The sequence below is a fragment of the Bradyrhizobium sp. CCBAU 51745 genome (genome assembly GCF_028128715.1).
Lineage (GTDB): Bacteria > Pseudomonadota > Alphaproteobacteria > Rhizobiales > Xanthobacteraceae > Bradyrhizobium > Bradyrhizobium manausense.
This window is the reverse complement of the sequence record NZ_LBJP01000084.1, coordinates 111,367-135,511: the sequence shown is the minus strand read 5'-3', so window position 1 is coordinate 135,511 and position 24,145 is coordinate 111,367. Positions and strand designations below refer to the sequence as shown.

Here is a 24,145-nt window from a genome sequence, read left to right as displayed (position 1 = left end):
CCATCACTTCTGTGACGTCAGCTGCCGCGCCTGTACGCCGTAGCGGATCACGTTCACGCCGGTCTGGCGCTGCTTGAGTGCCTGTTCTTCCGGACCACCGTCGGAGGCGTTGGCATCGGCAATGCTGCGCAATGCGAGCGTCAGCGTGCCGCCCTGGCGCGAGGCCGAGAGCGTCGCGACCTGGTCGGGCCGGAGCTCGAGCGTCACGGTCTTGCCGAGCACGGCGTTCTGGCCGTCCTTTTCCTTCGGCGCCTGATCGATCGCGAGCACGCGGATGTTGGTCAGGATGACTTCCGACAGGACGAGGTCATTGCCGCCGGTCTGGCCGTTGGGGCCGTCGGGATTCTTCAGGCGGCGCGTCAGGACGATGTCGACGCGGTCGTTCGGCAGGATAAAGCCGCCAGCGCCGGTCTCTGCTGAAATCTCGGTCGATACGGCCCGCATGCCGGAGGGCAGGATCGCGGCCATGAAGCCGGAGCCGTCGGCCTTGACGAGCTTCTGCTCGCGGATCGGCTCGCCCTGCATCAAGGGCACGCGCGCGATCGAGCCGGCGATCTGCGTCTGGGCGTCGGGCCTGCTGTCGCGGCGGATGAAGGCGCTGCTGGCGGTCGCTTGCGGCCAGGTCTGCCATTGCAGATCCTCGGCCTTGACCGCCTGGCCGAGCTGGATGTCGGATTTGGCGACGAGCACATCGACCGTCGGCAGCTTCTCGACGACAGGGACAACAGGCGCGGGCTTGTTGTCGTAACCGCTGGCCAGATACGCAGCGACGCCGCCGGCGCCGAGCGCAATGACGAGAACGACAATGCGTGCGGTGTTCATACGCTTCTACTCTTACGCGGGGCACTCGGACCGCACGTGGCGGGTTCCCCAGGCATCGATGAGTAGGGAGTAAAAGTATAAGGGGTGTTGCGAGGCCGAGTGTGACGGCCAGTGACATCGCGGGTTTTGGGCAGATGGTGAATGCCAAGTTATCCCGGTGGCGCGATGGCCCGTAGAAACACGCGGGTTTGCTGCCGCGTTCGGATGAGAACGCGGGGCGTCATGGTGAATGGGTGGTTAGCGAGCGAGCGGGTGACGCCGCGCGGTCATGGAGACTACGGTGGGCAATCCGTCATCCTGAGGTGCGAGGCTTGCGATGCGACGCATCGCAAGGTGAGCCTCGAAGGATGAACGGCCACCGCTGATGCGAGGAGAGAGCTGGGCCGTCGCCCTTCGAGGGCCGCTGAAGAAGCGGCCACCTCAGGGTGACGGGGATGGTTTCGCGCTTCGGGTTACGAAGCTACTTCGCCCGCTTCTGCTCGATCACGTCCCAGATCTTCGCCGCCACGTCAGGCCCGCCGAGCCGCGCGATGGCGCGGATGCCGGTGGGCGAGGTCACGTTGATCTCGGTGAGGTTGCCGTTGATGACGTCGATGCCGACGAATAGCAGGCCTCGCTCGCGTAGCGCGGGTCCCACGGTGGCGCAGATCTCGCGCTCGCGCGGCGTCAGCTCGGTCTCCTTGGCCGCGCCGCCGCGCACCATGTTGGAGCGGAGGTCGTCGGTCGCCGGCACGCGGTTGACCGCGCCGGCGAACTCGCCATCGACCAGGATGATGCGCTTGTCGCCGTGCTTCACCTCGGGGATGAACTGCTGGATCACCCAGGCCTCCTTGAATGTCACCGAGAACATGTCGTACAGCGAGCCGAAATTCATGTCCTGCGGCATCACGCGGAACACCGCGGCGCCGCCATGGCCGTGCAGCGGCTTCATCACCACGGCACCATGCTTGTCGCGGAACGCGTTGATCTCCTCCAGGTCGCGCGAGATCAAAGTCGGCGGCATCAGCTGCGGAAAATTCATCACGAACAGTTTTTCGGGCGCGTTGCGCACCGAAGCGGGATCGTTGACGACCAGCGTCTTCGGATGGATGCGCTCGAGCAGATGCGTCGAGGTGATGTAGGCGAGGTCGAATGGCGGGTCCTGGCGCAGCAGCACCACGTCAAAGCCGTTCAGCGCCTCGCGCCTGGGCTCGCCGAGGGTGAAATGATCGCCAGGCTCGTCGCGCACCGTCAGCGGCTGCACCGGCGCGACGATCTCCTCGCCGACCATCGAGAGCTTGTCGGGGGTGTAATAGGACAGGCCGTGGCCGCGCTTCTGCGCTTCCAGAAGCAGCGCAAAGGTGGAATCGCCCTTGATGTTGATGCGGGCGATGGGGTCCATCTGGACGGCGATGTTGAGTTTCATGGTCTGCCTTTCAGGTCGAGGCGTCGAATGCCGCCAACACATGGCGCGGAAGCGATCGCGGCGCAATCAGCATGGCATCGAATCGCAATTCGAATTCCGCATGCTCGGGATGCGCGACAAGCCAGCCCTGCGCGGCATCGATGATGCGTCGCTGCTGGCGCGGCGTCACCGCATAGGCGGCCTCGTCGAGGCTGGCGCGCGCCTTGACCTCGACGAAGGCGATCAGGTTGCGGCGGCGCGCCACGAGGTCGATCTCGCCATGCGCCGTGCGGTAGCGTTTTGCGAGAATGCGGTAGCCCTTCGCCATCAGGTAGGCTGCCGCACGGCTCTCGGCGGAGATTCCGGTGCGGAACGCGGCGACGCGCTCGGGCGAGGCGATCTTCGGTTCCCGTTTGGGTTCCTGTTCAGGTTCTTCAGATTCCTGGACGCCCTTAATCCTCTTCATCGCCGCTCCGCAAGTCCTTGGCGAGCTCGAGCGCGCGGGCATAGACCTCGCGGCGCGGCCGCCCCGAGAGGGCGACGGCATGCGCAACCGCATCCTTGACGCTGTGGGTGGCGAGCTGTGTGCGCAACAGATCGTCCAGCGCGTCCGCGGTCAGCACGTCGGCATCCGCGGCAGGCGGGGCGATCACCAGCACGAATTCGCCGCGCGTCTCCAGCGTGTCGGCCTCGCGCGCGAGCTCGCTCAGCGTTGCGCGCGAGATCTCCTCATGCAGCTTGGTCAGCTCGCGGCAGATCGCGGCCTCGCGCGCACCCATGATGTCAGAGAGCTCGGCGAGCGTATCCTGCACACGGTTGCCGGATTCGAACATCACCAGCGTCGCATCGATGCGGGCGAGCTCGGCGAGGCGCGAGCGCCGCGCGGCGGATTTCGCCGGCAGGAAGCCTTCGAAGAAGAAGCGGTCGGTCGGCAGCGCCGCGACCGACAGCGCCGCCAGCACCGAGGAGGGACCGGGCAGCGCATAGACCGCATGACCGGCGGCGCAGACCTCCCGCACCAGCTTGTAGCCGGGATCGGAAATCAGCGGCGTGCCGGCGTCCGACACCAGCGCGACCGAGCCGCCGGCCGCGAGCGCCTCCAGGATCCTGGGCCGCGCGGCCTCGGCATTGTGCTCGTGATACGGCTTGAGCTGCGCCGCGATGTCGTAACGCTCGGTCAGCCGCCGCGTGATCCTTGTGTCCTCGCAGGCGATGATGTCGACGGCGGCCAGCGTTTGCAGCGCGCGCAGCGTGATGTCACCGAGATTGCCGATGGGGGTTGCCACCAGATAGAGGCCGGCCGGCAGCTTCGGTGCCACCAGCCGGTGGGCATCGATGGAGAACCCGCGCGAGGCGGCGTCAGTGGCTTCAGTCGTATTTATCGGGGCCGGCTTTGCGCGCATAATGAGATGAACTTAGGCATGATGTCAGGGGCTGGGAACCGGCCCCTCGAAAAAGATCATGCCTGGCTGGGATATTGAAGCGGGGCGAGGAAGGACTGGAATGTGATCCATCCGGCATCACATTCCAGAGGGAGTGGAGCGTCAGCGCCATATTCGCGGCGGAAACGGCGTCTTGATGCTTTCGTGACGGACGGCGGACAGCAAGCCAGGAAAGGAGGAGGATCGCGTTAAGCGGTCATTATCCTTTTGTTTTGGTTAACTATTTGCCGACAATATGCCTGAATCCGCACCCTGTGTCGCGGAAAGAGTATCGTGACTGGCGCGAGCGGCCGGTCAGAAGAGAAGCTGAGATGGTGGGCCCGCGTGATCTGAAGTCTCCCGTCCAGGGACGCCTGATGTCAGGGGCGACCCGGCGGAGTGCGCTTGGCCTGCTGCTCGGCACGCCGCTATTGTCCGCCTGCGCCGGTGTGCAGCAAAGCCTCAGCCAGTTCTCCAATCCCTTCTCGAGCTCCTCGCCGCCGCCGGCGCAGCCGGCCGGTCCGCCGCAGCAGGGGACGACCGCCGGCACCGGCGGCGTGAAGGTCGCCGTCATCCTGCCGCTCTCGGCCGCCGGCAATGCCGGGCTCGCGGCGCAATCCATGCGCAATGCCGCCGAGATGGCGCTGGCCGAGTTCCAGAACCCGAACATCCAGCTCCTGATCAAGGACGACAATGGCAGCCCGCAGGGCGCCCAAGCCGGCGCGCAGCAGGCGGTGGATGAAGGCGCCGAGATCATTCTGGGACCGCTGTTCGCGCAGTCGGTGCCGGCGGTGGCCCAGGTCGCGCGCACGCGCGGCATTTCGGTGATCGCCTTCTCGACCGATTCCAGCATCGCCGGCCGCGGCGTCTATCTGCTGAGCTTCCTGCCGGAATCCGACGTCAATCGCATCATCGAATATTCCGCCAGCATCGGAAAACGCTCGGTCGCCGTGCTGGTGCCTGATAACGCCTATGGCAACGTGGTCGAAGCCGCGGTGAAGGCAGCCGTGCCCAGGCGCGGCGGGCGCATCGTCGCATTCGAGAAATACGGCGCCGATCGTGCCACGCCGGCGCGATCAGTGGCGCAGCAGCTCGGCAGTGCGGATGCGCTGTTCATTGCCGATGACGGCGATGCCGTGGTTGCGGTCGCCGATGCGATGACCGCGGCCGGCGCGAATTTGCGCAACATCCAGTTGCTCGGCACCGGCCTGTGGGACAGTCCGCGTGTCTATGCCAGCCCAAACTTGCAAGGCGGACTCTACGCCGCGCCCGATCCGGCCGGCTTTCGCGCCTTCTCCGGCCGCTATCGCACCAAATACGGCGCCGAGCCGATCCGCACCGCGACGCTTGCCTATGACGCGGTGGCGCTGGTCGCCGCGCTCGCGCGCACGCAAGGCACCACGCGCTTCTCGTCCGACGTGCTCACCAATCCCTCGGGTTTCGCCGGCATCGACGGCCTGTTCCGCTTCCGTGCCGACGGCACCAACGAGCGCGGACTTGCGGTGATGAAGGTGACGACAGGGGGCGGTGTTGCGGTCGCGGGCTCGCCGAAGAGCTTTGGGGCGTAGCCAGCACGACGGTGCCGTAGGGTGGGTTAGCTTTGGTGTTTCAGGAGGTTGTCCATCTGGTCTGAACCGAGGAAGCTGAGGTTGCGAAGCTTCAACGTTCCAAGGAAAGACCAGATGAACGTCCACAAGAATGCGCCTTTGACGCCTAAAGGTCGAGAGACATGGTGGGCACGGCGCGCGAAGGGCGCGCCTTTGCCCACCCTACGAGATCTCGCTACGCCGCGAGATCCGCGACCACGGCATCGAGCACCGGAAATCCGCTGCTGGTCACGCGCAAGCGGCCCGTCGCATCGACCGTGATTGCGCCTTCCTCGCGCAGCAGCGAGATGCGCTTGGGGTCAAGCGGTCGGCCCGAGAGGGCCTTGTAGCGCTCGGGGTCGATACCTTCGGCCAAACGCAACCCCATCAGCAAAAATTCGTCGGCGCGTTCTTCGCTGTTGAGGAGATCGTCGGTGACGACGCCGTCGCCATTGGTCTCGACCCGCATCAGCCAGGCTTCCGGGCGCTTCTCGGTGGCGGTGGCGTGCCTGATACCGTCGATGTCGAGGCGGCCATGGGCGCCGGGGCCGATGCCGGCATATTCCTCGCCGCGCCAATACACCAGATTGTGCCGGCACTCGGCGCCGCGCCGTGCGTGGTTGGAGATCTCGTAGGCGGGCAGCCCCAGCCTGTCGCAGGTCTCCTGCGTCACGTCGTAGAGCGCGCGCGCAACCGCCTCGTCCGGCGTCTTCAACTTGCCGGCCTGGTGCAGGCCGAAGAACGGCGTGCCCTCTTCGATGGTGAGCTGATAGAGCGACAGATGCTCGGCCGCTTCACCGATGGCGAGACGCAGCTCCTCCGCCCACATCGCCGGCGTCTGGTCGGGGCGGGCGTAGATCAGGTCGAACGAGTAGCGATCGAACGAGCGGCGCGCGATGGCGACGGCATCGAGCGCTTCGCGCGCGCTATGCATGCGGCCGAGCGCTTTCAGCGAGGCGTCGTCAAGCGCCTGCACGCCGAGCGAGACGCGATTGACGCCGGCCGAGCGATAGCCGGCAAAGCGCGTGGCTTCCACACTGGTCGGGTTTGCTTCCAGCGTGACTTCGACATCGTTGGCGACGCTCCAGTGCTTGGCGATGGCCTCCAGCACGGCGCCGACGGTGGCCGGCTGCATCAGCGACGGCGTGCCGCCGCCGAGGAAGATCGAGGTGACCTCGCGGCCGGGTGCGCGCGCGGCGGTCGTCGCGATCTCGCGCGCAAAGGCCGAAGCAAAGCGCGCCTCGTCGATCGCTGCGTGGCGGACATGGCTGTTGAAGTCGCAATAGGGGCACTTCGACAGGCAGAACGGCCAGTGCACGTAGACGCCGAACGCATCCTTGTCAGCGCGGCTCAAGGCAGATCTCCGCCAGTTTCACGAAGGCGCGGGCGCGGTGCGACAGGCCGAGGCCGAGCGGCGGCAGGCCGTGCTTCTCGATGCTCTCCATCTCGCCAAAAGTGCGCGTATGACCGTCGGGCAGGAACATCGGATCGTAACCGAAGCCGGAAGTGCCGCGTGGCGGCCATACCAGCGTGCCGTCGACGCGCGCCTCGACCTCTTCGAGATGATGATCGGGCCAGGCGACGCAGAGCGCGGAGACGAAATGGGCCTTGCGCTTGTCGGGCTTGATGGCACCGCGCTCCTGCAACAGGCGCTCGATCTGCGCCATCGCGGCGCCGAAGTCTTTGTTTGGACCGGCCCAGCGCGCGCTGTAGATGCCCGGTGCGCCATCGAGCGCGTCGACCACGATGCCGGAATCGTCGGCGAAAGCAGGCAGCCCGGTCGCCTGCGCCGCCGCGATCGCCTTGATCGCGGCATTGCTGCGGAAGTCGTTGCCGGTCTCGTCAGGCTCGGAAAGGCCGAGCTCACCGGCCGACACCACCTCGATGCCGTGAGGCGCGAGCAGCTCCTTCATCTCGGCGAGCTTGCCGGGATTGTGGGTGGCGATGACGAGCTTTCCGGTGATTCGGCGGTGCATGGGCCTATTGACTACGCGACAGCCAGTTTCTGCAAGTCCACCAGCCGCGCGATGCCCTTTTGAGCGAGAGCGATCAGCTTCAGGAACTCGTCCTGCGTGAACGGCTCGCGTTCCGCGGTGCCCTGCACCTCGATGATGCGGCCATCGCCGGTCATGACGAAATTGGCGTCGGTCTCGGCCTCCGAATCCTCGGCATAGTCGAGATCGAGCACCGGCGTGCCGTTGTAGATGCCGCAGGAGATCGCGGCGACGTTGTCGCGCATCACGTTGGCCTTGACCATGTTGCGCGCCTTCATCCAGTTGATGCAATCGGCGAGTGCGACCCAGGCGCCGGTGATCGAGGCGGTGCGGGTGCCGCCGTCGGCCTGCAGCACGTCGCAATCGACCGTGATCTGGCGCTCACCGAGCGCTTCGAGATCGACGATGGTGCGAAGCGAGCGGCCGATCAGGCGCTGGATCTCGACGGTGCGGCCGCTCTGCTTGCCTGCGGAGGCTTCGCGGCGGGTGCGTTCGGAGGTGGCGCGCGGCAGCATGCCGTATTCGGCGGTGACCCAGCCGCGCCCCTGGCCCTTCAGCCATGGCGGCAGGCGGTCTTCCAGGGTGGCGGTGACGAGCACATGGGTGTCGCCGAATTTCACCAGGCAGGAGCCTTCCGCATATTTGACCACGCCGCGCTCCAGCGTCACGGGGCGCAATTCGTCGGGCGCACGGCGGCTTGGCCGCATGGGAAATCCTCCAGAACTCATGGTCTAGAACTTGTGGGGTAGGGCTGTTCGCGGTGCTTGTAGGTGGGGTCAGGGTGGGCAGCAAGGCTTTTTCACCCCCCGATATCCACCCCGCAAACGCGACGCTTGTCAGAACCGTCCTGGATGGACAAATTATGTGCATCTGAGAGGAGTTACCGTCTGTGGCCCATCACGATCCGATCCATCTGATCGCGCCGCGCGCAGGCCTCGCCCAGCTCAACGAGCGCTCCCGCGACATCTTTCGTCAAATTGTCGAAAGCTATCTCGCGACTGGCGAACCGGTCGGCTCGCGCAACATTTCCCGCTTGATCGCGATGCCGCTGTCGCCGGCCTCGGTCCGCAACGTCATGGCCGATCTGGAACAGCTCGGGCTGATCTATGCGCCGCACACCTCGGCCGGCCGCTTGCCGACGGAACTCGGCCTGCGCTTCTTTGTCGACGCCTTGATGCAGGTCGGCGACCTCAACGAGGCCGAGCGGCAGTCGATCCAGAGCCAGCTGACCTCGGTCGGCCAGGCCCAATCGGTCGAGGCGGCGCTGGACCAGGCGCTGACGCGGCTGTCCGGCCTCACCCGCACCGCAGCCGTCGTTCTGACGCCGAAGTCCAATACGCGGCTGAAGCACATCGAATTCGTCCGATTGGAACCCGAGCAGGCGCTGGTGATCCTGGTCGGCGAGGACGGCCAGGTCGAAAACCGCGTGCTGACGCTGCCGCCGGGGGTTCCCTCCTCGGCCATCACTGAAGCCGGCAATTTCCTCAACGCGCGGATCCGCGGCCGCACGCTCGCCGAGGCGCGGCTCGAGCTGGAAACCGCGCTCGCGGAAGCTCGCGCCGAGCTCGATCAGCTGACCCAGAAGGTGATCTCGGCCGGGATCGCGAGCTGGTCGGGCGGCGAGAACGAGGACCGTCAGCTCATCGTCCGCGGCCATGCCAATCTATTGGAAGATCTGCATGCGCTGGAGGATCTCGAGCGTGTCAGGCTGCTGTTCGACGATCTCGAGACCAAGCGCGGCGTGATCGACCTGCTCGGGCGCGCCGAAACCGCTGAAGGTGTCAGGATCTTCATCGGCAGCGAGAACAAGCTGTTTTCGCTATCGGGCTCTTCCACCATCATCTCGCCCTACCGGGATGCCGCCGGCCGCATCGTCGGCGTTTTGGGCGTGATCGGGCCGACGCGGCTGAATTATGCCCGCGTGATCCCGACCGTGGATTACGCCGCCCGTATCGTCAGTCGCCTGGTGGGAGGCTGACCGGCATTTGAGCCGATCACGGGCGCTTGATTTTCAGCGCCCGAAGCACGATATCCGGGCCAGAAAACCTCCCCTTGAGCGAGTTCGAGAAGCAGCCGATGACCGATCCAACCCGGCAACCCGAAGACACGACTGCCGCGACCGGCGAGCCCGTGGTGTCAAAGCCCTACATCATGCCCGACGATCCCGAGCCGGGTTCGGTGGAGACGTTGCAGAAGGAAGCCGCCGAGGCCCGTGACCGCATGCTGCGGACGCTGGCCGAGATGGAAAACCTGCGCAAGCGCACCACCAAGGAGGTCGCCGATGCCCGACTCTACGGCATCACCGGCTTTGCCCGCGATGTGCTCGAGATCGCCGACAATCTCCAGCGCGCGCTCGACGCCGTTCCGGCCGAGGCGCGTGCCGCCGCCGATCCCGGTCTGACCGCGCTGATCGAGGGCGTCGAGCTCACCGAGCGTTCGCTGCTCAACGCACTGGAAAAGCATGGTGTGAAGAAGCTCGATCCCCAGGGTCAGAAGTTCGACCCCAACTTCCATCAGGCGATGTACGAAGTGCCCGATGCGTCGGTGCCCACGGGCACCGTCGTGCAGGTCATGCAGGCCGGCTACACCATCGGCGAGCGCGTGCTGCGGCCGGCGCTGGTCGGCGTCGCCAAGGGCGGCGCAAAGGCCGCGCCTGCTGCGAACAGCAACGAGGCGAACTGAGCGATGAAGTCATTCCGGGGCGATGCGCGGCATCGAACTACGGTGCGCAATTGCGCACCTGAGAATCTCGAGATTCCGGGTTCGGCTCTGCGAGCCGCCCCGGAATGACGATCGTCCAGTCTTACGCGCTCAACGCAATATCGCTCGACTGAATCCGCTTCACGCCGGCCTTGGCCATGTCGGCCCAGGCCTTGGCCAGCGAGCCCTGCGTGTCGATGCCGCGGCAGGCGTCCTCCACGACATAGACCTCAAAACCCGCCTTGCGCGCATCGAGCGCGGTCCAGGCGACACAGAAATCCGTGGCGAGACCCGCGACGAAGACGCGCTTGATCTTGCGCGACTTCAGATAGGCGGCAAGGCCGGTCGTTGTCTTGCCGTCGGCTTCGAGGAACGCCGAATAGCTGTCGACGTCCTTGTGAAAGCCCTTGCGGATGATGAGCTCGGCCTGCGGGATCGAGAGATCCTTCGACAGCGAGGCGCCCTCGGTGCCCTGCACGCAATGGTCGGGCCACAGCACCTGCTTGCCATAGGGCAGGTCGATGGTCTCGAACGGCTTCTTGCCGGAATGCACCGACGCGAACGAGATGTGGCCGGGCGTGTGCCAGTCCTGCGTCATCACCACGTTCGAAAATGCCTTCGCCATTTTATTGATGACGGGCACGACCTGCTCGCCTTCCTTCACCGCAAGGCTGCCGCCCGGCAGGAAGCAGTTTTGCACGTCGATCACGAGCAGCGCGGAGCTGTCGTCCGGCTTGATCGCAGCTGCTGCAAACAGTGCCGATGGAGCAAGGGCCACAAGCGCCGTCGTTCCCATCGCGGCCAAGATCTGTCGTCGATTAAGCATCGTCCGCCTCCCCTCCAGGATGATCCAAAACCTGATCCAACGCAGGCAAGCCTAGTTCCGTTCGTGTACGAACGAAAGCCCGAAAATGCGGCCGGGTTTGGTGAGTGGTTGGGCTGTCAGCCCCCCGTTTTCTACCCCTTCGGCTGGATGCCGTCGCGCACGGCGCGGAAGCGGGTGAAGGCGTCGGACCACTGGTCGCGCGGGGCGCTGGCGATGATGCGCAGCGAGGTGCCGCCGCCGAAGCGGATCCACTGCACCACCGTCACCGGGATCTTGTCCCTGCCGCTGACGCCGTCGATCCGGGTCTCGAAGCCCGGCTGGCCGTTGATGCGGATCGGCTCCGACATAGTGACCTTGGTTTCGCGCAAGCCGGCGATTTGAAGCGCCGCCTCCTGGGCGAAGCGCGCGCGGTCGTCGGCCGCCTGCGGGGTGGCGCCGATCAGGCCGAGGATCATGAACGGCTTGGATTCATAGCCCGAGCTCTCATTGCCATCGGCCAGGATGATGCTCGAGCCCGGCACCAGCGTGCGGATATCCTTGAAGCCGGCGAGATCGGTGATCTTGAACGGCAACAGCCCGATCTGCTCGTCAGCCGACACCTCCTTGCGGATGACGGCAGTCGCAAACATCTGCCGCACCGCCTCGTCGGTGTAGATCTTCGAAGCGTTCTCGGGGATTTGCACCGCGACATAGCCGGAGAAGCCGGTGCCCGGCACGATCATCGAATAGCGCTTCACCAGCGTGTCGCCAGCCTTGGCACTTTCGGTGGTAAAATACGCAAGGCCCGCTGATGTCTCGATCTTGTCCGGCTTGACGCCATTGGCGCCGGCCGGATTGGCGTTGAAGGCGCTGACGACTTCGTTATAGGCCGCCGGCGGCAGCTCGGTGATCAGCACCTTGACGCTGCCATCCTCGCTCTCGAAGCCCGGAAAGGTCTTGGCCTTGCTGAGGCCGACCAGAGGCACCATGCCGAGACGCAAGCCGGGCGGATAGACGGCATCGGCGGCGAGCGCCGGAAATGCCGTGGCGACGAGGAGGGCCAGCGCAGCGAGGGAGCGGGTCAGCTTCATGGGCACTCTGTTTGGTTCACATTGAGGCCGTACGATGGTCGGCCTTTGGGCCGCTTTATCGCGCGAAGCAGCCCCATGGCGAAGCTGTCCGGCCGGCCGCCTTTTAGCGGGTTTGGCGCCCCGGTAACAGGGCCGGGCCGCTGATGGCGACGGGCGGCCGGTCGATCTCCGAACCCGTTAATATTTCCTCACCCGCAAGGGCTGGAGGGGCGGATACGATCTTCCAAAACCCAATGTTTTCACGGCCCAAAGTTGCGTTCGGTCCTTGCGGGCCCCTCCCCCCCTCCTATATGAGCCTCAACCATCGCAATATCGCGAATGTTTGATCTTAGGGGGTTTCGGTTCGGGTGCCTTCTGGGCCCAGCCAACCTGCCGCAAAAAGAAGGATATCAGGACCATGGGAAAGGTCATTGGGATCGACCTCGGCACCACGAATTCGTGCGTCGCCGTAATGGACGGCAAGAACGCCAAAGTCATCGAGAATTCCGAGGGCATGCGCACGACGCCTTCGATCGTCGCCGTGACCGACGACGGTGAGCGCCTCGTCGGCCAGCCTGCCAAGCGCCAGGCCGTGACCAATCCGGAGCGTACGTTCTTCGCAGTGAAGCGCCTGATCGGCCGCCGCTACGACGACCCGATGGTCGAGAAGGACAAGAAGCTCGTTCCGTACAAGATCGTGAAGGCTTCCAACGGCGACGCCTGGGTCGAGGCCGACGGCCAGACCTACTCGCCCTCGCAGGTCTCGGCGTTCATCTTGCAGAAGATGAAGGAGACCGCGGAAGCCCATCTCGGCCAGAAGGTCGACCAGGCTGTTATCACCGTTCCCGCTTACTTCAACGACGCCCAGCGCCAGGCCACCAAGGATGCCGGCAAGATCGCGGGCCTTGAAGTGCTGCGCATCATCAACGAGCCGACCGCGGCTGCGCTGGCCTATGGCCTCGACAAGACCAAGGCCGGCACCATCGCCGTGTACGACCTCGGCGGCGGCACGTTCGATATTTCCATTCTCGAAATCGGCGACGGCGTGTTCGAGGTGAAGTCGACCAACGGCGACACCTTCCTCGGTGGCGAAGACTTCGACATGCGCCTCGTGGGCTACCTCGCGGACGAGTTCCAGAAGGAGCAGGGCATCAACCTGCGCAACGACAAGCTTGCGTTGCAGCGCCTGAAGGAAGCCGCTGAAAAGGCCAAGATCGAGCTGTCGTCGACAACGCAGACCGAGATCAACCTGCCCTTCATCACCGCGGACCAGACCGGCCCGAAGCATCTGACGATGAAGCTCACCCGCGCCAAGTTCGAGGCGCTGGTCGACGACCTCGTGCAGAAGACCATCGAGCCCTGCCGCAAGGCGCTGAAGGATGCCGGCGTCACCGCCGGCGAGATCGGCGAAGTGGTTCTGGTCGGCGGCATGACCCGCATGCCGAAGGTCCAGGAAGTCGTGAAGCAGCTGTTCGGCAAGGAGCCGCACAAGGGCGTCAACCCGGACGAAGTCGTGGCGATCGGCGCTGCGATCCAGGCCGGCGTGCTCCAGGGCGACGTCAAGGACGTGCTGCTGCTCGACGTGACCCCGCTGTCGCTGGGCATCGAGACCTTGGGCGGCGTGTTCACCCGCATCATCGACCGCAACACCACGATCCCGACCAAGAAGAGCCAGGTGTTCTCGACGGCTGAAGACAATCAGAATGCCGTCACCATCCGCGTCTTCCAGGGCGAGCGTGAAATGGCGGCCGACAACAAGATGCTCGGCCAGTTCGACCTGATGGGCATTCCGCCGGCTCCGCGCGGCATGCCGCAGATCGAGGTGACCTTCGACATCGACGCCAACGGCATCGTCAACGTCTCGGCCAAGGACAAGGCCACCGGCAAGGAGCAGCAGATCCGCATCCAGGCCTCTGGTGGTCTGTCGGAAGCCGACATCGACAAGATGGTCAAGGACGCCGAGGCCAATGCCGCGGCCGACAAGCAGCGCCGCGAGGCGGTCGATGCCAAGAACCATGCCGACGCGCTGGTGCACTCTACCGAGAAGGCGCTGGCCGAGCACGGTTCGAAGGTCTCGGAGACCGAGCGCCGCGCCATCGAGGACGCCGTCAGCGACCTCAAGGAAGCGCTGAAGGGCAGCGATGCCGAGGCGATCAAGGCCAAGACCAACACGCTGGCCCAGGCTTCGATGAAGCTCGGCGAGGCCATGTACAAGCAGCAGGCCGAGGCCGACGCGGCCAAGGACGCTGCGAAGGACGACGTCGTCGACGCGGAATTCACCGAAGTCGACGACGACAAGAACAACAAGAAGTCCGCATAAGCCCCGCGAGGGTCATGATGCGGACGGCTTGGACCCCACACGCTGAAGCGGCCTCCCCCCTCAGGGGGGAGGCTTTCGTGTCGGGGCGGGCGGGTAGGCCCGTTACGATCAATCAATTCCCAGCCTTTATGCTCAACGCTGCCATGCAGCCCTCTGCAGTGATGCCGAAGGCTGCCTATATCGTCGCGTGGCGACGTTGTTTCGCACCGACTTGAATCGCGATCGGATAGACCTGAGTCAGACATGTCCACGTCCACCAAGCGCTGCTACTACGAAACCCTCGAAGTCGATCGCACGGCCGACGAGAGCAAGCTGAAATCGTCGTTCCGCAAGCTGGCGATGAAATTCCATCCCGACCGCAATCCCGGGGATGAGACCAGCGAAGTCAAGTTCAAGGAAATCAACGAGGCCTACGAGGTCCTGAAGGACAAGGACAAGCGCGCCGCCTATGACCGCTTCGGCCATGCCGCGTTCGAGCAGGGTGGCCCTGGTGGCGGCGGTGCCGGATTCGGCGCGGGCTTTGCCTCCTCCTTCTCCGACATTTTCGAAGATCTGTTCGGCATGGCCGGGCAGCGCGGCCGCGGCGGCCGCGAGCGTGGCGCCGACCTGCGCTACAACATGGAAATCACCCTCGAGGAAGCCTTCGGCGGCAAGACCGCGCAGATCGAGATTCCGGTCTCGGTCACCTGCGAGGCCTGCTCGGGTATCGGCGCCAAGGCCGGCACCAAGCCGAAGACCTGCTCGACCTGTGGCGGGCAAGGGCGCGTGCGGCAGTCGCAGGGCTTCTTTACCCTCGAGCGCACCTGCCCCGGCTGTCAGGGCCGCGGCCAGATGATCGAGGACGCCTGTCCGTCCTGCTCGGGCCAGGGGCGCGTCACTCGCGAGCGAACGCTGTCGGTCAACATTCCGCAAGGAGTAGAGGACGGCACCAGGATCAGGCTCGCCGGCGAAGGCGAGGCCGGGGTGCGCGGCGGTCCGCCCGGCGACCTCTACATCTTCCTGTCGCTGGCCCAGCACCAGTTCTTCCAGCGCGACGGCGCCGACCTGCATTGCCGCGTGCCGATCTCGATGGTCACGGCCGCGCTCGGCGGCGAATTCGAGGTGCCCACCATCGAGAAGGGCAAGGCCAAGGTGAAGGTGCCCGCCGGAACCCAGTCCGGCCGTCGATTCCGCATCGCATCAAAAGGCATGCCGGTGCTGCGCTCGCGCCAGATGGGCGACATGTACGTCCAGGTCGTGGTCGAGACCCCGCAGAACCTCACCAAGAAGCAGCAGGAATTGCTGGCCGAGTTCGAAAAGCTCTCCTCCGGCAACACCCAGCCGGAATCCGAGGGCTTCTTCGCCAAGGTCAAGGATTTCTTCGGTAATCGGGCGAACTGAGCCGGCTTGACCGTATCGACTTCGGCCTATACGTCTTTATGACCATTTTCTGACAGCCGCGGTCACGCGGTCTCGTCCCGTCCGGTCCAGACATGCCATTGCCGTCGTCCGCGCGTGCGTTGAAGAAGCCCCGTCTCGATGACGAGGTGCGCTTCCTCAGATCGTGGATTGAAAAGCCCCTCCACATGGGCGCGGTGATGCCCTCGGGCAAGCTGCTCGCGCGGACCATGGCGCATTATGTCGACGTCGATTCGGATGCTCCGGTGGTCGAGCTCGGGCCCGGCACGGGCGCTATCACCTCGGCCCTGGTCGAGCGCGGCGTCGATCAGAAGCGTCTCGTTCTCGTCGAATACAATCCCGGCTTCTGCGCGCTGCTGCGTGACCGTTATCCGCAGGCCAAGGTGGTGCAGGGCGATGCCTATCGCCTGCGCGACACGCTCTGGAACGTGCTGAGCGCGCCGGCGAGTGCGGTGGTCTCCGGCCTGCCGCTCGTCACAAAACCGATGCTGACGCGGCTTCGGCTGATTCGCGATGCCTTCGCGGCGCTCGCGCCCGGCGCGCCCTTCGTCCAGTTCACCTATGCGGTGGTGCCGCCGATCCCGAAATCGCTGCCCGGCGTGTCCACAGAGGCCTCGGAACGGATCTGGATGAACCTTCCGCCGGCCCGCGTCTGGGTGTATCGCAAGGACTAATTCCGCCGGCGTCTTCCTTTGCGCGGCGGGCTTGTTTCGCCGAACGTATGGAAGAGGATGTCCGCTCCGAAGATCCTGGTCATTCCCGGCTCGCTGCGCACCGGCTCGCACAATGTGAAGCTGGCGGCGGTCCTCGCTTATGAAATCGCCCAGGCCGGCGTCGACGTCACCCGCATCTCGCTCGCCGATTTTCCGCTGCCGATCTACGACGGCGATCTCCAGGCCAAATCGGGCATCCCGAAGCATGCCATCAATCTCAAGCGCATGATCGGCGCGCATCACGGCGTGCTGTTGGTCTCGCCCGAATACAATGCTTCGGTGCCGCCGCTGCTCAAGAACGCTATCGACTGGGTCAGCCGCGTGCACGATCTGCACGAGGCGCGCGGCGACGTCTTCCGCAACCGCGCCTTCGCGCTCGCCGGTGCGTCGCAGAGCCGGCTTGGAGCTGCTCGCGCGCTGCAGGCGTTGCGCCTGATCCTGACCTCCTGCCACGCCAATGTGATCGCAAGCCAGTTCACGCTCGCCTTTGCCGACCAGGCCTATGACGATATGGACAGGCTCAAGGGTCAGGGCGATATCGACTCCATGCGGGAGATGGTGCGGCAGTTGATCGATATTTCCCAACGCTTGATGTGAGGTGACATGACGCCAGCCGAAATCGCCCCGAAAGACCGCCTGATCGTCGCGCTCGATCTGCCCAGCGTCGATGCCGCGGAGGCGATGATTGCGAAGCTCGGCGACAGCGTCACATTTTACAAGATCGGCTATCGCCTCGCTTATGCCGGCGGCTTGCCGCTGGTTACCAAGCTTGCCGACGGCGGCAAGAAGGTCTTTCTCGATCTCAAGCTGCACGATATCGGCAATACGGTGTCGCAAGGCGTCGAGAGCATCACCAGGCTGGGGGCGACCTTCCTCACCGTGCACGCCTATCCGCAGACCATGAAGGGCGCCGTCGAGGGCCGCGGCTCGTCGAAGCTGAAGCTCCTCGCCGTGACGGTGCTGACCTCCTACAATGACGACGATCTGCATGCGGCAGGCTTCCGGCTCGGCGTCTCCGAACTGGTCGAGGCGCGTGCGCAGCAGGCGCAGGCCCTCGGCATCGACGGTCTCGTGTCCTCGCCCGAGGAGGCCGAAGGCTTGCGCAAGATCGTCGGCCAGCAGATGAACCTCGTCACACCAGGCATCCGTCCCGCGGGTGCGGCGTCAGGTGACCAGAAGCGCATCATGACGCCCGGCCGCGCGATTGCCGCGGGCGCGGATTATCTCGTCGTCGGGCGGCCGGTGGTGGAAGCCGCCGACCCCAGGGCGGCGGCTGACGCCATCCAGGCCGAGATCGCGCAAGCACTCGGCTAGCGCATGATCCGGAAAAGTGTGAAGCGGTTTTCCGAAAAGATCATGCGCAAACAAAGAGCTAAAGCGCGATGACGATTCAACCCAATCTCATCGCGCTTTAGCGAACAACAAAGGAGAAGAACAATGGCAAAAGGCTACTGGATCGGACGCGTCGACGTGAACAATGACGAGGGCTACAAACCCTATGCCGTCGCCAATGGTCCGATCTTCAAGAAGTGGGGCGGCCGCTTCGTGGTCCGCGGCGGCAAGTTCACCACCGTCGAGGGCGGCAGCCGCAACCGCAACGTCGTGATCGAATTCCCTGATTACCAGACCGCGATCGCCTGTTACAATTCGCCGGAATATCAGGCCAATATCAAGGTGCGCCAGCCGCACTCGATCGCCGACCTCATCATCATCGAGGGCTACGACGGCCCGCAGCCGTCGGACGGCTAACACACACCGTCATTCCGGGGCGATGCGCAGCATCGAACCCGGAATCCAGAGATTCCGGGTTTGCCTTCGGCGCCCCGGAATGACGGCCTTTCATCCCCTCGGTTGCCGGAACTGCATCCCGCCGCTACAACGGCCCCTGAGAGGATCACACCATGCCAGAGATGCGCCTGATTGTTGCTGGAGCCGGCGGCCGGATGGGCCGCGCCCTGACGCGGGCGATTGCCGACAGCAAAGGCGCGGTGCTGGCAGGCGCCCTCGAGGCGCCCGGCTCGGAGCTCCTGGGCAAGGATGCCGGCGTGCTCGCCGGCCTGCCGGAAAACGGCATCAAGCTGTCCGCCGATCTCTGGGCGATGTCGAAGGACGCCGACGGCATTCTGGATTTCACCGTGCCGGCCGCAACCATTGCCAATGTCGCGATCGCGGCCGAGCGCGGGCTGGTTCATGTCATCGGCACAACCGGGCTGTCAGGCTCCGACAATGCCGTGATCAAAAGCGTCACCAACCGCGCAGTCGTGGTGCAGTCGGGCAATATGAGCCTGGGCGTCAATCTGCTCGCGGCCGTGGTCAAGCGCGTCGCCAAGGCGCTCGACGAAAGCTTTGACATCGAGATCGTCGAATCCCATCACCGCATGAAGGTCGATGCGCCCTCAGGGACCGCGCTGATGCTCGGCCAGGCGGCAGCCAGCGGTCGCGGCATCCCGCTCGACGATGCGCATTCGGAGCGCGGCCGCGACGGCATCACCGGCGCGCGCAAGCCGGGCGCGATCGGCTTTGCTTCCTTGCGCGGCGGCACCGTCGCCGGCGATCACAGCGTGACCTTCCTCGGCCCGTTCGAACGCCTGACGTTGTCGCATCAGGCGGAGGACCGTATCCTGTTCGCCCATGGCGCGCTCAAGGCGGCGCTGTGGGCGCATGGCAAGAAGCCCGGACACTACTCGATGGCCGACGTGCTCGGCCTCACCGACATCTGAACCAAGCAAGCAACGGAATTGGGCAATGAGCGAACGTCTTCTCGTGCTGGTGCGCCACGGCCAGAGCGAATGGAATTTGAAGAATCTGTTCACCGGCTGGAAGGATCCTGACCTCACCGAGCAGGGCGTCGCGGAAGCCAAGGAAGCCGGCCGCAAGCTGAAGGCCCACGGCCTCGTGTTCGACGTCGCCTTCACCTCCGTGCTGACGCGCGCGCAGCACACGCTCGATCTCATTCTCACCGAGCTCGGCCAGACCGGCCTGCCCACCTCGAAGAATCTCGCCCTGAACGAGCGCGACTATGGCGACCTCTCCGGCCTCAACAAGGACGACGCCCGCAAGAAATGGGGCGAGGAGCAGGTGCATGTCTGGCGCCGCTCCTACGACGTGCCGCCGCCCGGCGGCGAAAGCCTGAAGGACACGCTGGCGCGCGCGCTGCCGTACTACGTGCAGGAGATCCTGCCCGGCGTGCTCAATGGCAAGCGCACGCTGGTCGCGGCCCACGGCAACTCGCTGCGGGCTTTGATCATGGTGCTGGAAAAACTGTCGCCCGAAGGCATTTTGAAGCGCGAGCTCGCCACCGGCGTGCCGATCATCTACCGGCTCAATGCGGATTCGACGGTGGCCTCGAAGCTGGATCTGGCGTCGTAGGCGTTCGGGAGAGGCCGCAGAGCGGCGCAGAAAGGGCGGGTTCCATGGCAGAGGATTCGGCTCGCAGTGGAATCTCCCGACGTGACGCCGCCAAGCTGGGCCTTGGCCTTGGTTTGTTGTCGGTCGCCGGTGCCGGACAGGCGGCCGAGCCCTATGAGACGGTTCTCGAAGCCAAAATCATGGTGCCGATGCGCGACGGCATCAGGCTTGCGACCGATGTCTATCGTCCGGCGCGGAACGGGAAGGCGCTGCCTGGCCCGTTTCCGGTGATTCTCGAGCGGACTCCCTACGGCCGCAATATCGTCAGCCGATCCGAATTGTCCGTCGCGGAGCCGAAGCCGAAATCGCGCGCCGAGGTCGCGGCGTACTTCGCGAAGGCCGGCTACGTCGTGATCTATCAGGATTGCCGCGGGCGCTATGACAGCGAAGGCGAGTTCGTCAAATATCTGAGCGACGGAAACGACGGCTACGATTGCTGCAAATGGATCGTGGCTCAGCCATGGTGCAACGGCAAGATCGGCACCATGGGGCTATCCTATGCGGCTCATACGCAGGGCGCGCTCGGCTGCACCAACCCGCCGGGCATTGCTGCGATGTTTCTCGACAGCGGCGGCTTCTCCAATTCCTACCAGGGTGGGATTCGCCAGGGCGGAGCTTTCGAGCTGAAGCAGGTGACTTGGGGCTTCAACAACGGATTGGTCAGCTCGGCGGTTCAGAACGATCCAATCAGGCTCGCCGAAATGAAGGCGATGGACCTGAAGGCCTGGTTCGCGCGCATGCCCTGGAAGCGCGGCCATTCGCCGCTGACGCCCGCTCCCGAATACGAGAACTATGTCTACGACCAGTGGGAACACGGCAATTTCGACGCGTACTGGAAGCAGATCGGCATTCATGCCGCCGGCTATTATGACCAGTTCAGCGACGCACCGATGGTGCACATGTCGTCGTGGTTCGATCCCTACCCGCGCACGGCGACCGAGAATTACATCGGTCTCAAGGCCCGCAAGAAAGGGCCGGTCAGGCTGATCCTTGGCCCCTGGACACACGGCGACCGCTCGCTGACCTATGCAGGCGACGTCGATTTCGGACCTGCCGCCACGCTCGACCGCAATCTGGCGCCGGACTATCTGAGCCTGAGATTGCGCTGGTTCGACGCCTGGCTGAAAGGCGAGCCCAACGGCGTGGCCGAAGAGCCGCCGGTGCGGGTCTTCGTCATGGGAGGCGGCTCCGGCCGCCGCAACGATGCAGGCCGGCTCGATCACGGCGGGCGCTGGCGCAGTGAGAAGGACTGGCCGATCCCGGACGCGCGCAACACGCTCTATTATCTGCATGAGGATGGCCGGCTGGCGCCGGAGCTGCCTGCAGCGGCGGCCGAGCCGCTGACCTTCGATTTCGATCCCGCGCATCCGGTGCCGACGATCGGTGGCACCGTGACGTCGGGCGCGCCGGTGATGGTTGGCGGCGCGTTCGACCAGACCGAGGGGCCGCGCTTCTTCGGCTCGCGCGAGCCTTATCTGCCGCTCGCCGCACGCGCCGACGTGCTGGTGTTCGAGACGCCGATGCTCGATCGGGACATCGAGATCACCGGGCCGATCGCGGCGCATCTGTGGGTTTCGTCCGACCAGCCCGATACCGACATCACCATCAAGCTGGTCGACGTCTATCCGCCCTCAGAGGATTATCCGCAGGGCTTTGCCATGAACCTGACCGACGGCATCCTGCGGCTGCGCTATCGCAAGTCCTGGGAAAAACCCGAGATGCTGAAGCCCGGTGAGCCCGTTGCGGTGACGGTGGAGGCTTTCCCCACTGCCAATCTCTTCAAGCGCGGGCATCGCATCCGGCTCGATATCTCCTCGAGCAATTTTCCTCACTTCGACGTCAATCCGAACACCGGCGCCCCTGAAGGCAGGGGCCTGTCGCGACGCGTCGCTCGCAACACGATCTACCTGGATCGCGATCGCCCGTCGCACGTGGTGCTGCCTGTCATCCCCGAGCGCTCGTGATCCACTAGTCTAGCCAGCTGTAGGGTGGGTTAGACGGTGACTGCGCGAAGCGCAGTCGGCGGCGTAACCCACCACTTCTGCCATCACGGAAATCGAAGAGGTGGGTTACGCCAAGGGGACTGCGCTTCGCGCAGCCCGGGGCTAACCCACCCTACTGCATCTTGCCTACTGCATCCCGAGCTGCCCGGCTTCCCAGCCCAGCATCGCCTGCTTGCGAGTGATGCCCCAGTGATAGCCTGTCAGCGTGCCGCTCTTGCCGAGGGCGCGGTGGCAGGGCACGACGAAGGACACCGGGTTCTTGCCGACGGCTGCACCGACGGCGCGTGAGGCCTTCGGGCTGTTGATGTTGCAGGCGATGTCGGAATAGGACACCGCGCGGCCCATCGGAATTTTCAGCAGCGTCTCCCACACCCGCACTTCGAAATCGGTGCCGATCAGGACCACGCGCAGCGGCTGATCCGGCCGCCACAGTTTGGTGTCGAAGATGCGTGCCGCCAGCGGTGCGGTGCCCTCGTGGTCTTCGACATAGGTTGCGTTCCGCCAGCGCCGCGTCATGTCGGCAAGGGCGGCTTTCTCGTCGCCGGGGTCGGCGAAGGCGAGGCCGGCAAGGCCGCGATCGGTCGCGATCACGATCGCTGTTCCAAAGGGAGACGGATGGAAGCCGAAGCGCAAGGTCAGCCCCGCGCCGCCGTTCTTCCATTCACCCGGCGACATCGCTTCGTGGGTGACGAAGAGATCGTGCAGACGGCCCGGGCCCGACAGGCCCGAGTCGAGCGCCGCATCGAGGATGCTGGCGGAATCCCGCAACAGACCCTTGGCGTGGTCGAGGGTGAGCGCCTGCATGAAGGCCTTCGGCGTGATCGAGGCCCAACGGCGGAACAGATGATGCAGCTCATCCGCCGTGACGCCGGCCGCATCCGCCATCGCCTCGATGGTCGGCTGCGCGCGCCAGTTTTCCGAGATGAACGCGATGGCCCGGCGCACCGAATCATAGTCGCGCAGCGCGGCGTTCTGGGGGCCCGGCTTGGCCAGGCGCTGGTCATGTATGGCGAGTGTCATCATGAGCGGAAATGTAGGCGCGGGGAGGCGCCGAAACCACCCGATTTCCGACTGGGTTCAGGTCACCGGGTTGTAGGTCGGGCCGCGCTTGGCGGCGTTCAGGGCCTCAATCAAGCCTTTGTAGAAACTTGCCTTTTCGTCCGGTCCCAAGAAACGGGCGAGCTGGATCTGGTGGCCGCGCGAGATCAGATAGAGATGCTCGATGCCAAAGTCCTCGTCGACCTCCATGTCGAGCCGGACCCAGAGCGGATTGAAGGTCCATTCGGCGACCTGGCCGTGATGGCTGATACGCCGCACGCGTAGTTCTGTGGTCGTGACGGTGATCTCCTCGCGCGCCCGCCCGGTGCGGAAATTGACCTTGAAGGCCCACCAGACCACGAGCACGTCGAGGCCGAAAAAGCCGAGCACGGGCCAGGCGCCCTGCATCAGGAAGACAATTCCGGTGACGAAGCTGACGACGCTCAGGAACAGCATCACGGCCAGGAAGCCGGTGCGGTTCAACGAGCGGTGCGGCGTCAGCAGCGCGGAGAAGATCTGCGGTTCGGCATGACCTTCAGATTCCGCGCGCTCAATTTCGTTGCCTGTGCTCATCGTCCCTCAGTATATCCCGATCATGGCGAAAATCATCCGCAAGCCGGCCCCGCGCAAAGCGGCAGCGCCGAAGAAAAAGGCAAAGGCGGCCGTCGCAAAACCGAAGGCCCCCGCCAAAAAATCACTCAAGGCCATGAAACCTTGGACACCCGCGGAGATCCGCGAGGTCTTCACCCGATTCCGCGCAGCCAATCCCGAGCCGAGAGGCGAGCTCGAGCACGTCAACCCGTTCACGCTGCTGGTCGCCGTTGTGCTTTCGGCGCAGGCGACTGACGCCGGCGTCAACAAGGCGACACGCGCCTTGTTCGAGATCGCGGACACACCACAGAAAATGCTCGACCTCGGCGAGGAGCGTCTGCGCGACTACATCAAGACCATCGGCCTTTATCGCACCAAGGCCAAGAACGTGATCGCGCTGTCGGCGAAACTGCTCCGCGATTTCGGCGGCGAGGTGCCGCGCACGCGCGCCGAGATCGAGTCGCTGCCCGGCGCGGGACGCAAGACCGCCAATGTCGTGCTCAACATGGCCTTCGGCGAGCACACCATGGCGGTCGACACCCATGTCTTCCGCGTCGGCAACCGCACCGGTCTTGCGCCGGGCAAGACGCCGCTCGACGTCGAGCTTGGTCTCGAAAAGGTGATCCCGGCCGAGTTCATGCTGCATGCCCATCATTGGCTGATCCTGCACGGCCGCTATACCTGCCTCGCGCGCAAGCCGCGCTGCGAGGTATGCCTGATCAACGATCTCTGCCGCTGGCCGGAGAAAACGGTGTGAGCAAAAAGCTCCACCTGGCCCATTCATGCTGGCGCCGCTCGGCTTCGCCAGGGCAGGTGCTGCGCGCGTGTGGCGTGCAGGTAAGCTAGGCTGTATCGACAGTTGGGGCTCTCGATCGAGCGGCGGTCTCACTAC

24 protein-coding genes are annotated in these 24,145 nt (G+C 64.8%); 13 read left to right on the top strand and 11 right to left on the bottom strand.

The window, feature by feature from the left end:
- Nucleotides 1-3: 3 nt before the first annotated feature.
- The 4 genes from cpaB to rsmI all read right to left on the bottom strand — a co-directional run bounded on the left by cpaB (nucleotide 4) and on the right by rsmI (nucleotide 3,609).
- Nucleotides 4-822: a Flp pilus assembly protein CpaB gene (gene cpaB, locus XH98_RS25215; protein WP_271600239.1), complete on the bottom strand. Its 819-nt coding sequence runs from the start codon at nucleotides 820-822 to the stop codon at nucleotides 4-6.
- Between the two features lie 460 nt (nucleotides 823-1,282).
- Nucleotides 1,283-2,227 carry a glutathione synthase gene (gshB, locus tag XH98_RS25210; protein WP_057752077.1) on the bottom strand — a complete coding sequence of 315 codons (945 nt, stop codon included), beginning with the start codon at nucleotides 2,225-2,227 and terminating at the stop codon, nucleotides 1,283-1,285.
- 10 nt (nucleotides 2,228-2,237) lie between these two features.
- Nucleotides 2,238-2,672 (bottom strand): YraN family protein, encoded by a 435-nt coding sequence (locus XH98_RS25205; RefSeq protein ID WP_271620238.1) that lies wholly within the window; start codon nucleotides 2,670-2,672, stop codon nucleotides 2,238-2,240.
- Complete coding sequence (gene rsmI / locus XH98_RS25200; RefSeq protein WP_271620237.1) at nucleotides 2,659-3,609, bottom strand: 16S rRNA (cytidine(1402)-2'-O)-methyltransferase; 951 nt, start codon at nucleotides 3,607-3,609, stop codon at nucleotides 2,659-2,661. Before rsmI ends, XH98_RS25205 begins: the two co-directional genes overlap by 14 nt.
- Nucleotides 3,610-3,959: 350 nt before the next feature.
- Here rsmI and XH98_RS25195 point away from each other — a divergent pair, with 350 nt between their 5' ends.
- Entirely contained in the window at nucleotides 3,960-5,195 is a 1,236-nt protein-coding gene (locus tag XH98_RS25195) for a penicillin-binding protein activator (protein ID WP_271620236.1), read from the top strand.
- Between the two features lie 214 nt (nucleotides 5,196-5,409).
- On the opposite strand, the gene hemW is transcribed toward XH98_RS25195, so the two are convergent.
- From hemW to rph, 3 genes are read right to left on the bottom strand one after another with little or no spacing between them, the layout of a single operon-like run.
- Nucleotides 5,410-6,567 carry a radical SAM family heme chaperone HemW gene (hemW, locus tag XH98_RS25190; RefSeq protein ID WP_271600241.1) on the bottom strand — a complete coding sequence of 386 codons (1,158 nt, stop codon included), beginning with the start codon at nucleotides 6,565-6,567 and terminating at the stop codon, nucleotides 5,410-5,412.
- On the bottom strand, nucleotides 6,554-7,189 hold the full coding sequence (gene rdgB, locus XH98_RS25185; RefSeq protein ID WP_271620235.1) for an RdgB/HAM1 family non-canonical purine NTP pyrophosphatase: 636 nt from the start codon (nucleotides 7,187-7,189) through the stop codon (nucleotides 6,554-6,556). The genes hemW and rdgB overlap by 14 nt, the downstream gene beginning before the upstream one ends.
- A gap of 11 nt (nucleotides 7,190-7,200) precedes the next feature.
- On the bottom strand, nucleotides 7,201-7,914 hold the full coding sequence (gene rph, locus XH98_RS25180) for a ribonuclease PH (RefSeq protein ID WP_220003677.1): 714 nt from the start codon (nucleotides 7,912-7,914) through the stop codon (nucleotides 7,201-7,203).
- 182 nt (nucleotides 7,915-8,096) lie between these two features.
- On the opposite strand from rph, the gene hrcA reads away from it, so the two are divergent.
- Nucleotides 8,097-9,185 carry a heat-inducible transcriptional repressor HrcA gene (hrcA, locus tag XH98_RS25175; protein WP_057752098.1) on the top strand — a complete coding sequence of 363 codons (1,089 nt, stop codon included), beginning with the start codon at nucleotides 8,097-8,099 and terminating at the stop codon, nucleotides 9,183-9,185.
- A 98-nt stretch (nucleotides 9,186-9,283) separates the two neighbouring features.
- Nucleotides 9,284-9,889 (top strand): nucleotide exchange factor GrpE, encoded by a 606-nt coding sequence (gene grpE / locus XH98_RS25170; protein ID WP_057752368.1) that lies wholly within the window; start codon nucleotides 9,284-9,286, stop codon nucleotides 9,887-9,889.
- Nucleotides 9,890-10,010: 121 nt separating this feature from the next.
- Here grpE and pncA read toward each other — a convergent pair whose 3' ends face one another.
- A complete protein-coding gene (pncA, locus tag XH98_RS25165) occupies nucleotides 10,011-10,733 on the bottom strand; it encodes a bifunctional nicotinamidase/pyrazinamidase (RefSeq protein ID WP_271600243.1) in 723 nt (240 codons plus the stop codon).
- A gap of 131 nt (nucleotides 10,734-10,864) precedes the next feature.
- On the bottom strand, nucleotides 10,865-11,803 hold the full coding sequence (locus XH98_RS25160) for a hypothetical protein (protein ID WP_271600244.1): 939 nt from the start codon (nucleotides 11,801-11,803) through the stop codon (nucleotides 10,865-10,867).
- Between the two features lie 397 nt (nucleotides 11,804-12,200).
- Here XH98_RS25160 and dnaK point away from each other — a divergent pair, with 397 nt between their 5' ends.
- From dnaK to XH98_RS25115, 9 genes are all read left to right on the top strand, one after another.
- Nucleotides 12,201-14,102: a molecular chaperone DnaK gene (gene dnaK / locus XH98_RS25155; RefSeq protein ID WP_057752106.1), complete on the top strand. Its 1,902-nt coding sequence runs from the start codon at nucleotides 12,201-12,203 to the stop codon at nucleotides 14,100-14,102.
- A 243-nt stretch (nucleotides 14,103-14,345) separates the two neighbouring features.
- Nucleotides 14,346-15,482: a molecular chaperone DnaJ gene (gene dnaJ, locus XH98_RS25150; protein ID WP_271600245.1), complete on the top strand. Its 1,137-nt coding sequence runs from the start codon at nucleotides 14,346-14,348 to the stop codon at nucleotides 15,480-15,482.
- Between the two features lie 92 nt (nucleotides 15,483-15,574).
- Nucleotides 15,575-16,174: a class I SAM-dependent methyltransferase gene (locus XH98_RS25145; RefSeq protein WP_057752113.1), complete on the top strand. Its 600-nt coding sequence runs from the start codon at nucleotides 15,575-15,577 to the stop codon at nucleotides 16,172-16,174.
- A gap of 57 nt (nucleotides 16,175-16,231) precedes the next feature.
- On the top strand, nucleotides 16,232-16,810 hold the full coding sequence (locus tag XH98_RS25140) for an NADPH-dependent FMN reductase (RefSeq protein WP_057752117.1): 579 nt from the start codon (nucleotides 16,232-16,234) through the stop codon (nucleotides 16,808-16,810).
- A gap of 6 nt (nucleotides 16,811-16,816) precedes the next feature.
- On the top strand, nucleotides 16,817-17,527 hold the full coding sequence (pyrF, locus tag XH98_RS25135; protein WP_271620234.1) for an orotidine-5'-phosphate decarboxylase: 711 nt from the start codon (nucleotides 16,817-16,819) through the stop codon (nucleotides 17,525-17,527).
- 123 nt (nucleotides 17,528-17,650) lie between these two features.
- Nucleotides 17,651-17,962 carry a DUF1330 domain-containing protein gene (locus XH98_RS25130; protein ID WP_271600247.1) on the top strand — a complete coding sequence of 104 codons (312 nt, stop codon included), beginning with the start codon at nucleotides 17,651-17,653 and terminating at the stop codon, nucleotides 17,960-17,962.
- 152 nt (nucleotides 17,963-18,114) lie between these two features.
- A complete protein-coding gene (dapB, locus tag XH98_RS25125) occupies nucleotides 18,115-18,933 on the top strand; it encodes a 4-hydroxy-tetrahydrodipicolinate reductase (protein WP_271600248.1) in 819 nt (272 codons plus the stop codon).
- 25 nt (nucleotides 18,934-18,958) lie between these two features.
- Entirely contained in the window at nucleotides 18,959-19,582 is a 624-nt protein-coding gene (locus XH98_RS25120) for a 2,3-bisphosphoglycerate-dependent phosphoglycerate mutase (RefSeq protein ID WP_271600249.1), read from the top strand.
- 44 nt (nucleotides 19,583-19,626) lie between these two features.
- Nucleotides 19,627-21,585 (top strand): CocE/NonD family hydrolase, encoded by a 1,959-nt coding sequence (locus tag XH98_RS25115; protein ID WP_271620233.1) that lies wholly within the window; start codon nucleotides 19,627-19,629, stop codon nucleotides 21,583-21,585.
- A gap of 165 nt (nucleotides 21,586-21,750) precedes the next feature.
- On the opposite strand, the gene XH98_RS25110 is transcribed toward XH98_RS25115, so the two are convergent.
- Together XH98_RS25110 and XH98_RS25105 are read right to left on the bottom strand one after the other, a co-directional pair.
- A complete protein-coding gene (locus tag XH98_RS25110) occupies nucleotides 21,751-22,647 on the bottom strand; it encodes a bifunctional helix-turn-helix domain-containing protein/methylated-DNA--[protein]-cysteine S-methyltransferase (protein WP_271600251.1) in 897 nt (298 codons plus the stop codon).
- A 54-nt stretch (nucleotides 22,648-22,701) separates the two neighbouring features.
- On the bottom strand, nucleotides 22,702-23,235 hold the full coding sequence (locus tag XH98_RS25105; RefSeq protein WP_271600252.1) for a DUF2244 domain-containing protein: 534 nt from the start codon (nucleotides 23,233-23,235) through the stop codon (nucleotides 22,702-22,704).
- Nucleotides 23,236-23,257: 22 nt separating this feature from the next.
- Between XH98_RS25105 and nth the strand changes: the two genes are divergently transcribed.
- Nucleotides 23,258-24,010 (top strand): endonuclease III, encoded by a 753-nt coding sequence (gene nth, locus XH98_RS25100; protein WP_271620232.1) that lies wholly within the window; start codon nucleotides 23,258-23,260, stop codon nucleotides 24,008-24,010.
- The last annotated feature ends 135 nt before the right edge of the window (nucleotides 24,011-24,145 follow it).

What these genes read in the sequence shown, in the direction of transcription:
- pncA (WP_271600243.1), bottom strand. Translation starts at nt 10,733, where the DNA reads ATGCTTAATCGACGACAGATCTTGGCCGCGATGGGAACGACGGCGCTT.
- pyrF (WP_271620234.1), top strand. Translation starts at nt 16,817, where the DNA reads ATGACGCCAGCCGAAATCGCCCCGAAAGACCGCCTGATCGTCGCGCTC.
- gshB (WP_057752077.1), bottom strand. Translation starts at nt 2,227, where the DNA reads ATGAAACTCAACATCGCCGTCCAGATGGACCCCATCGCCCGCATCAAC.
- grpE (WP_057752368.1), top strand. Translation starts at nt 9,284, where the DNA reads ATGACCGATCCAACCCGGCAACCCGAAGACACGACTGCCGCGACCGGC.
- XH98_RS25130 (WP_271600247.1), top strand. Translation starts at nt 17,651, where the DNA reads ATGGCAAAAGGCTACTGGATCGGACGCGTCGACGTGAACAATGACGAG.
- cpaB (WP_271600239.1), bottom strand. Translation starts at nt 822, where the DNA reads ATGAACACCGCACGCATTGTCGTTCTCGTCATTGCGCTCGGCGCCGGC.
- XH98_RS25115 (WP_271620233.1), top strand. Translation starts at nt 19,627, where the DNA reads ATGGCAGAGGATTCGGCTCGCAGTGGAATCTCCCGACGTGACGCCGCC.
- dnaJ (WP_271600245.1), top strand. Translation starts at nt 14,346, where the DNA reads ATGTCCACGTCCACCAAGCGCTGCTACTACGAAACCCTCGAAGTCGAT.
- nth (WP_271620232.1), top strand. Translation starts at nt 23,258, where the DNA reads ATGGCGAAAATCATCCGCAAGCCGGCCCCGCGCAAAGCGGCAGCGCCG.
- XH98_RS25195 (WP_271620236.1), top strand. Translation starts at nt 3,960, where the DNA reads ATGGTGGGCCCGCGTGATCTGAAGTCTCCCGTCCAGGGACGCCTGATG.
- XH98_RS25145 (WP_057752113.1), top strand. Translation starts at nt 15,575, where the DNA reads ATGCCATTGCCGTCGTCCGCGCGTGCGTTGAAGAAGCCCCGTCTCGAT.
- rdgB (WP_271620235.1), bottom strand. Translation starts at nt 7,189, where the DNA reads ATGCACCGCCGAATCACCGGAAAGCTCGTCATCGCCACCCACAATCCC.
- XH98_RS25140 (WP_057752117.1), top strand. Translation starts at nt 16,232, where the DNA reads ATGTCCGCTCCGAAGATCCTGGTCATTCCCGGCTCGCTGCGCACCGGC.
- XH98_RS25105 (WP_271600252.1), bottom strand. Translation starts at nt 23,235, where the DNA reads ATGAGCACAGGCAACGAAATTGAGCGCGCGGAATCTGAAGGTCATGCC.
- XH98_RS25120 (WP_271600249.1), top strand. Translation starts at nt 18,959, where the DNA reads ATGAGCGAACGTCTTCTCGTGCTGGTGCGCCACGGCCAGAGCGAATGG.
- rph (WP_220003677.1), bottom strand. Translation starts at nt 7,914, where the DNA reads ATGCGGCCAAGCCGCCGTGCGCCCGACGAATTGCGCCCCGTGACGCTG.
- XH98_RS25160 (WP_271600244.1), bottom strand. Translation starts at nt 11,803, where the DNA reads ATGAAGCTGACCCGCTCCCTCGCTGCGCTGGCCCTCCTCGTCGCCACG.
- XH98_RS25205 (WP_271620238.1), bottom strand. Translation starts at nt 2,672, where the DNA reads ATGAAGAGGATTAAGGGCGTCCAGGAATCTGAAGAACCTGAACAGGAA.
- dapB (WP_271600248.1), top strand. Translation starts at nt 18,115, where the DNA reads ATGCCAGAGATGCGCCTGATTGTTGCTGGAGCCGGCGGCCGGATGGGC.
- XH98_RS25110 (WP_271600251.1), bottom strand. Translation starts at nt 22,647, where the DNA reads ATGATGACACTCGCCATACATGACCAGCGCCTGGCCAAGCCGGGCCCC.
- rsmI (WP_271620237.1), bottom strand. Translation starts at nt 3,609, where the DNA reads ATGCGCGCAAAGCCGGCCCCGATAAATACGACTGAAGCCACTGACGCC.
- dnaK (WP_057752106.1), top strand. Translation starts at nt 12,201, where the DNA reads ATGGGAAAGGTCATTGGGATCGACCTCGGCACCACGAATTCGTGCGTC.